Annotated in this window: 4 protein-coding genes; 1 reads left to right on the forward strand and 3 read right to left on the reverse strand. The window is 39.1% G+C overall.

Translation table 11 applies throughout. The annotated features are described in order from the left end of the window. Positions 1–3070: 3070 nt before the first annotated feature. Positions 3071–3502, reverse strand: coding sequence for a GNAT family N-acetyltransferase (locus tag AB4496_RS09570; RefSeq protein WP_016800061.1), 432 nt, complete (start codon positions 3500–3502; stop codon positions 3071–3073). An 82-nt stretch (positions 3503–3584) separates the two neighbouring features. Then, the gene (locus tag AB4496_RS09575; RefSeq protein ID WP_102258281.1) at positions 3585–4928 is read right to left on the reverse strand and encodes an opine metallophore biosynthesis dehydrogenase; all 1344 of its coding nucleotides are present in this window, start codon (positions 4926–4928) and stop codon (positions 3585–3587) included. A 340-nt stretch (positions 4929–5268) separates the two neighbouring features. On the opposite strand from AB4496_RS09575, the gene tnaA reads away from it, so the two are divergent. Beyond that, positions 5269–6684, forward strand: a complete 1416-nt coding sequence (gene tnaA, locus AB4496_RS09580; protein WP_029203693.1) for a tryptophanase — start codon at positions 5269–5271, stop codon at positions 6682–6684. 64 nt (positions 6685–6748) lie between these two features. Here tnaA and AB4496_RS09585 read toward each other — a convergent pair. After that, on the reverse strand, positions 6749–7350 hold a 602-nt coding region (locus AB4496_RS09585), incomplete at its 5' end, for a transcriptional regulator (RefSeq protein ID WP_372071397.1).

A 7350-nucleotide genomic window follows, 5' to 3' on the forward strand; every position in this document is an offset into this window, starting at 1 on the left:
TGATGTTAGTTGTTGGGTAAATGTTAGTTCTCTAATAATTTTATGTCTTACTCTTAATGTTTAGCTATATTTTTTACCAATTGCATGTAATTGATAAATGGGTTGGGTTTGTAGTGGTCTAATGATCTTAGGTACTAAACTAGGTGGTAAATCGCTACTATTAATGCGGGCTCTTATGGTGAAGATCTTTTTCGTTTTTTAGATCATCCCAGGCTGTAAATCAGTTTCATGCATTACTCGTCACTGCGCCTGACTGAATTAAACGAGCTTGCTATGTCTCCTCGATTTTTTATGCAGTCAAACCTATTTATCATTTAAATCTACTTACGAAAAGTTTCTCTCATGCGAACTAAAGAAAGAGCTTCAACATTAATGGAACACTTTGGTGTGATCATGTGTAGCTGCGATATTGTTGGTTACAGCATGTGCTAATCTACAGAGGTTAGGCAAAGAGTTTGCATTTACCTAACCTCTTTGAAGTGAGTTCGTTACAAACTTCATCAGGAAAGACATCCTGACACCGATGACAGTAGTTTTGATAGAATGAGAAGGATCCTAAGACAAAACTATATGTAGCGAAGAGAAGCAGAGGGACTTTCGATAAGAGAAACACAAAGATTTTTGAAACGCTATATCGTTTGTAAATTTCCCTCCATTATATTGAAAGATTTTTCAGTTATGATGTAAGTATTGACATGGGATCGTCAATGCTCCCATGGAGAAGTTATTCATAAATTTGAAAATCGAGTGGACACAAGCTCAGCCGCTATTACCTGATGAGCTACTACAATCGGCAATAGCCTCCTCAAGCAAATGATGAGGCCTATAGATGTTAGGATTGGACAAAGGTTGATTCGTGTTGTGATGAGTTGTGTGTGTTGAGCGCTGATTATATTAATGACAGTGGGATTAATTTGCCTTGGGAAGAACCTTAAGTGCCAACGCCAGAAATCAAATATTACGAACTCTCGAATTTCAAAGGTTAAGTCAATAATTATAATTTACCGCCCCTTTCTCTCACTCTTGGATAGAAATTGGCTTCAGAGGCTATTTCTACTATCGTCCCTGAGAAGATTAACTTTAAAATCGACTTAAACCTTGTTGCGTAAATGAAATCCAACTTTGACGAATGTGTTCCTGAAGCTTGCTCTGAAATTACTGATTATTAAATTGAAATTGTCGGTAGGTGCTGTTCCACTCCACAACCGAACAAGCTCGCGAACGTTGTAGGAATACCAATGTCATGCAACCACGCTAACTTTGTAGCAATCTTTATCAACCCTTAGATGGGAAATTACGTTTATCGCTTAATTGGGCTTTATCTTTCTTTAGAGGCAAGAGTATAGTGGTCCAATAAAATTGGTCACGGTTTTCAAGACAATCAATCGTTCTGAGCCAATGAGTGTCAGAACACCATTATACTGATATGGCCTAAGTTGGCTGGAATATCTAATTATGTATTGGATGATTTTTTGAGTCTCTGCAAAGCTGCGATAATTTATTGCGGGAATCCACTTAGTATTTAAGCTTCTAAAAAACGTTCGATTGTCGCCTACTCCCTGCAATTTTTTCGTCGAGATAAGTTTTTTATCTGGAAGCACCGCAGTAATTGATGATACTTTCCACTTATTTAGTGACAGCCTTGGCCGCTGCGGTCCATGATATTTTTAGGTTTCCGACGAGCTTGTAAGCCATCGATAAACTTTATCTCTTGTCCGACTGTTAAACTATCAGCAGAGTCGTGGTTTTTTTAATATTTTCCCCGTCTTGAAATATGTTTATACATTGAGGACTAATTATGACCATCCCAAATAAACACTACGTTAAGAGCACTCAGCGAGATTACACACTAGGCTTTAAATACAGGTTGTGGATACCATTGAAAATGGAGAAATGGATTATTTAGTCAGTTCAAGGAAGAGCACGATGCCGAAATCACCGAGGGCGGCAAGAAGCCTTCGAAAAGAAAGTAAGCGTAATTAGGGCTTGTTCGTTACGCGATATTTATCTTTAATGTGTATATCAGAGAGAAAAATTGTCAAGGTGAGCTTGCACTAAGGCGCTTCATGTCTCGACTAGGAACTCACAAGCTTCACTTCTCTTACTAAAACCTCAATTGATAGCTAAAGGAATAAAGCTGGGCCGCGATGTTTAGTTTAACTACCTTCAAGAAGAGCGGTTGCTGGTTAAGCCAAAATGGAGCTACACCAAAACAATGAAAAAGGCATTGAATGAAAAAGCATCCGAATTTGGTAAAATAAATGTTTTCTTCAAAGGTAGAGGAGTTTTTGGTGAGCTACATGACTTATGTTCAATCTGATGAGGGCGTTCATTAGTTGTCATTGTCAACGGACGCCTTCATTCGTAAGATGAACAGGCCAAATAATATGTATGAAAAAACAAAAAATTCCGTTACAGGCTTGCTAAAAATCGTCAACCTATTTAAGACGAGATACCTTCTTTTAAAATTCACGAATTTCTAGTTGTCCAGATGTCATAGGTGAGGCATTAGGGCTTTCTCTCGTAGATCTGTCTAGCGAATAGCAGAACACCGCTTAGCTTTAATTTCGATGTTTGAAGCCACATATGCCAAGCAGATGAACTGTTCTCTTCTAATACTCTCCTACCCTGCCCTCCTACCAGTATCCAAGCACAATGTAGTGTCTCAGTCACACCTTAATTACCGGTGTGATTTACGCTGTGGTATCGACGTTTCATGTTGCTATTTTTTTCTGGTGCAACCGACATATAAAAAATCGAGGTCCAAACTCCTTGGTTACTCGCTGTCTCGCCTTTACTTTGGTTTGGGATAACCAGGGGGCTTGGGGCAATTTATAACTGGTGACCGATTGAATACGTTATTTTAGCTTGGGTCGTAGTGGTGTGTGTTGTCTTGTCTTTTCGCAACTCACTGGCAATATTAGTTTCGCCCTTTTCTTTTTGATTGGGTATCAAGAAGGTTTGATGGGCTTTTATAGAAAAACAGCTTTAGATTGATTTGATTGTGGGAAAATTTGTCAATGCTCAGCCTGAGCATTGACAAATTTCATGGTTTTTTGAAAGATAATGATTAGTGTGCTGATTTGTATTTTTTCCAATAATCAAAGCTGTTGAGTAGGGCAAGCTCAATACCTTGTTCATGGTATTTATACGACACATAAAATCGTTCGATGTAAGCGTAGAAAGATGGGAGACGTTGTTGGAGAGCCGGCCTTTTTTTAGGAGGATGGACACTAACCATTAGGTAACCTATGACTTGTTTATTCTTTTTTGTTTCAGCGACAAAAAAATAGATATTTTTATTGTTTAGCTTCTCCTTCATCATTGATTCCGTAAAAACTAGATCAATGATTCTGATTTTACTGAAATTGTAATCACTTAAGCTGTATTCGTTCTGCTCTCTCTTGTAATGGCTAATTTTACTGTGGCTGCCTGTTAGTTGCTCGTGACACAGAGCATTGATAGAGGATATGTCGTTGAGCGTCGCTTTTCTTATTAACACCTTAATCTCCTTTTTCCTGTTATCTTTTTGAAGCAAAACGCTAAAATGCGAATTAAAAGATATGTGTGTCCCCTAGTAATTACTAGGGGCTAATAGATGGGGTTGCATATTCGTAATATTCTTTTGCGCGTTGTTTTAAAGCCTGGATTAGCGTATTTGGTAGGTTTCTTTCTTTTATCCAATTTTCAAACACTTCTATTGAGGGAAATGTGACAGAAGAGATTAGGCTTGAGCTTTGAACTAAGTGGTTAAGCCAATAAAGGGTCTGTAGGTCTTCTAGAGGAGTTCTGGGGAGTAGTAGTCTTCCTTTTCTAACTTTTCCTTTGATATAAGGTTTGGCTGAAACCTCAAAGGTTTTACCTTTTGAAAACGGGTCTGGGTCTATCAGGATTGTGCTATATCGTATGTAGAGTAGATATTCCTGCTCTATCTCATCAAGCTCGTTGAAAGAGACTATTTTGTCCTTGGGGATAGTCTTTTCATGTACTCGGTGATGTTCATCATTTAGCAACTGCAGTAGATTAATCGGTTGAGCTGAGTAATGTTCAAGTAGGCGAGAAACTGATTTCCAGTGCAGTAGTAAATCCCTAATCGAACTCATGGTGATTGGCCCTTCTGGGTACAGTTTATACATGTACTTAACTTCGTCTTCCTTAGACAACATGTGATCTAATGAAAACGTATTGATAATAAAAGCAGGGTGTACATAAGTAGCAATGTTTCTGCCTTCCACACTGAACGAGTTATCTAAAGGGATGACTTGAACATCAATTTTTTCTAAAGCGTTTCGCAAGGCGCTCAATAAACCATCATTGGATTTAGACTGGTAAATATAAACTCGTTTTTTTACTGTTTTGGTTCTGACCGTGAGGACCCTATTTTTGTCCGTCGGGTTAGAAGTAAAATAAGACGTCGCAAAGTAGCTAGAGAAGAGCATTATATTTGGAGAGGCTCCTTTCTTTTTTAACATTCCTTCTAAAATAAGACACCCACCGAGCATTGAGGACATAAGAATGATTTGTTTTAAGTTCTTTAATAAAATTTCAGAAAAGGAAGACAACACATCACAATAGGCGTGAGCTGGAGTGGCTAAAACTAACGTATCCCAAGAGGAGGGAAGGGGAGATAGCTCTGTATAAAGTTCATTAAACTTAACTAATCCGACTAGTGTCGCTAATTGTGGTTCATTCACCTTACAACAAACAACGTATCCGTGTTGTTTGATTAATCTTTGCCTATTTTCCCACTGAGGGGAGCTTTTGCCGATGAGGGCTATTTTTTGACTAAGAGGAGCCATAATTTGGCTAGTTTGAATGCCGACCGGCCCCGCTCCAGCAACCAATGTGTTCCCTAGTATCATAATGGGCTCTCCATATTTCCATTTTCCTTCTAATTTATATGCTCTAGGTATATTTTTCATTCTCATACCACTACTTTTATAGTGCTACTTTCTAAGTCCATTGTTTATTTAATTATCTTTATTAATTAAAAAAACGGTGATGTCATTTGGTCAGGTTTTCTCATGGCTATGATGCTTTTTTAGAGGGCTTTTAGGTGTTGTTAATATGTTTATTAATATTTAATTTACGCTGAAATTAATACCAAATTTTATTTATTTGATTAATCTTTATTTAAGTTGGGAAGGAGAGGTTTGGGTGTCCGAATAATGGGCTTCTTTAGTTATTTCTAACCAACTTACCCTTAATCGTTGGAAAATGTTTGGAGAGAACCCTATGTCAGCAATTAGCAACAATCAAGAACAGCCTATGGATTCACACTATTTGCCGGAGCCGTATCGAATCCGGGTTATTGAACCAGTTAAAAGAACAACAGAACAAGAGCGAGAGCTGGCGTTAATGAAAGCGGGGTACAATCCTTTTTTGTTAGATAGCGATAAAGTGTTTATCGATTTACTGACCGATAGTGGCACCGGGGCAGTAACGCAGGCCATGCAATCCGCAATGTTGAGAGGTGATGAAGCGTACAGCGGCAGTCGAAGCTATCGGACGCTTAGCCAAACGGTAAAAGATATATTTGGCTATCAGTTTACTATCCCTACACACCAAGGACGTGGCGCTGAACAGTTGTATGTACCTGCCTTGATCAATAAGCGTGAACGAGATAAGGGGCTAGAACGAGAAAAGATGGCCGCATTTTCAAATTACTTTTTTGATACCACTCAAGGGCACACTCAAAAAAATAACTGTCGTGTGATGAATGTGCCTTCTCGTGATGCCTTTAATACTGAAGTTAAGAGAGATTTTAAAGGCAATTTTGACTTGAAAGCGCTCGCGTCTGGCATTGAAGAGATCGGGGCTAAAAATGTGCCCTATATTGTGAGTACGATTACTTGCAATTCTGCAGGTGGTCAGCCAGTTTCTCTTGCCAATTTGAAGGCTGTTTATGAGTTAGCGCAGTTTTATGATATTCCCGTAGTTATGGACTGTGCACGGTTTGCAGAGAACGCCTATTTTGTAAAGCAACGCGAAGAGGGATATGCTGAATGGAGCATTCAAGAGATAACTAGCGAAGCTTTTAAATATGCCGATATCTTTGCTATGTCAGCGAAAAAAGATGCGATGGTTCCTATTGGGGGATTGCTTGCTTTCAAAGATGAAAGCTTGTTAGATGTTCAATTAGAATGCAAAACATTATGCGTGCTATTGGAAGGCTTTCCAACCTATGGCGGGCTTGAAGGCGGTGCTATGGAGCGCCTAGCTGTCGGACTCTATGATGGGATGGAAGAAGATTGGTTAGCTTCCCGTCTTCAGCAAGTTGAATATTTAGTAAATGGTCTTGAAGCGTTAGGGGTTCGTTGCCAGCAAGCTGGCGGTCATGCTGCATTTATTGACGCAGGTGTGCTCTTACCTCATATTCCGCCGGAACAATTCCCTGGGCATGCTTTATCTTGTGAGCTTTATAAAGTGGCGGGTATTCGTGGGGCTGAAATAGGGTCCTTATTGCAAGGGTGTGACCTTGAAACTGGTGAACAACTGCCTTGTCCAGCGGAACTGTTGCGTTTAGCCATTCCCAGAGCAACCTATACGCAAGCTCACCTTGATTACATTATTGCTGCTTTTAAAGAAGTGAAAAAACGCGCCTCATCTATTTCAGGTTTGAAGTTTACTTATGAACCTAAAGTATTGAGACATTTTAACGCTACGTTAGAACCTGCACTCTAAGTTGTACCCCCCTTTGCTGTGAATAAGGGGGGATTTAGTTATTAATAACTAAATTGACGAGGTGTTAGGGGTTTATTGAAGGTTTTTTGCTTGCCTGAACTTGGGAAGAGGCGAGGATTAATTTCAGTTCATCCTTTTTTGTTAAACAGATTTGGCTTGATTGATTATTAAGGTTCACGTTAACAACTTCAAGTTCGTATCGAAAATAGAAATAACTGATTAGTAGGACCGCGAGGGTTGTTGAAGATAAGCCGATGAAAGTCCATTGGTATAATTTTAGATGATTGGTTGCTTTTTTGAGAGGACACGAAAACTTAGAGTGACGTGGTAACTTTATATCTCTCGGCGGGTCTAGTGAGGTTTCAAATTCAGGAATATGAATCTTGTAACCTTTTCTTGGGATGTTGACGATTTTGATGCTATCAAGGTCTAGAACTTTTCTTAGGTTAGTTATCGCGACTGGTAAAGAGTTAGGCCCGATGATATCTGGGCTCCCCCAAGCGGCAATAATTAACTCTTCTTTGGTTGAAATGAGTTGTTCTTTCTTAATCAGAGTTTCAAGGATACAGCTTTCAGGTAGGGTAATTGAAAATGACTTTTGATTGCTAAGCATCAATTGAGCCCCTGATTCATCCCTGTGTAATATACAATTACCTATAGGTAATT

It is taken from the genome of Vibrio sp. 10N.222.46.A1 (assembly GCF_041473595.1).
GTDB lineage: Bacteria > Pseudomonadota > Gammaproteobacteria > Enterobacterales > Vibrionaceae > Vibrio > Vibrio tasmaniensis_A.

Coding starts and splice junctions, on each gene's coding strand:
- AB4496_RS09575 (WP_102258281.1), bottom strand. CDS start 4,928: ATGAGAATGAAAAATATACCTAGAGCATATAAATTAGAAGGAAAATGG.
- tnaA (WP_029203693.1), top strand. CDS start 5,269: ATGGATTCACACTATTTGCCGGAGCCGTATCGAATCCGGGTTATTGAA.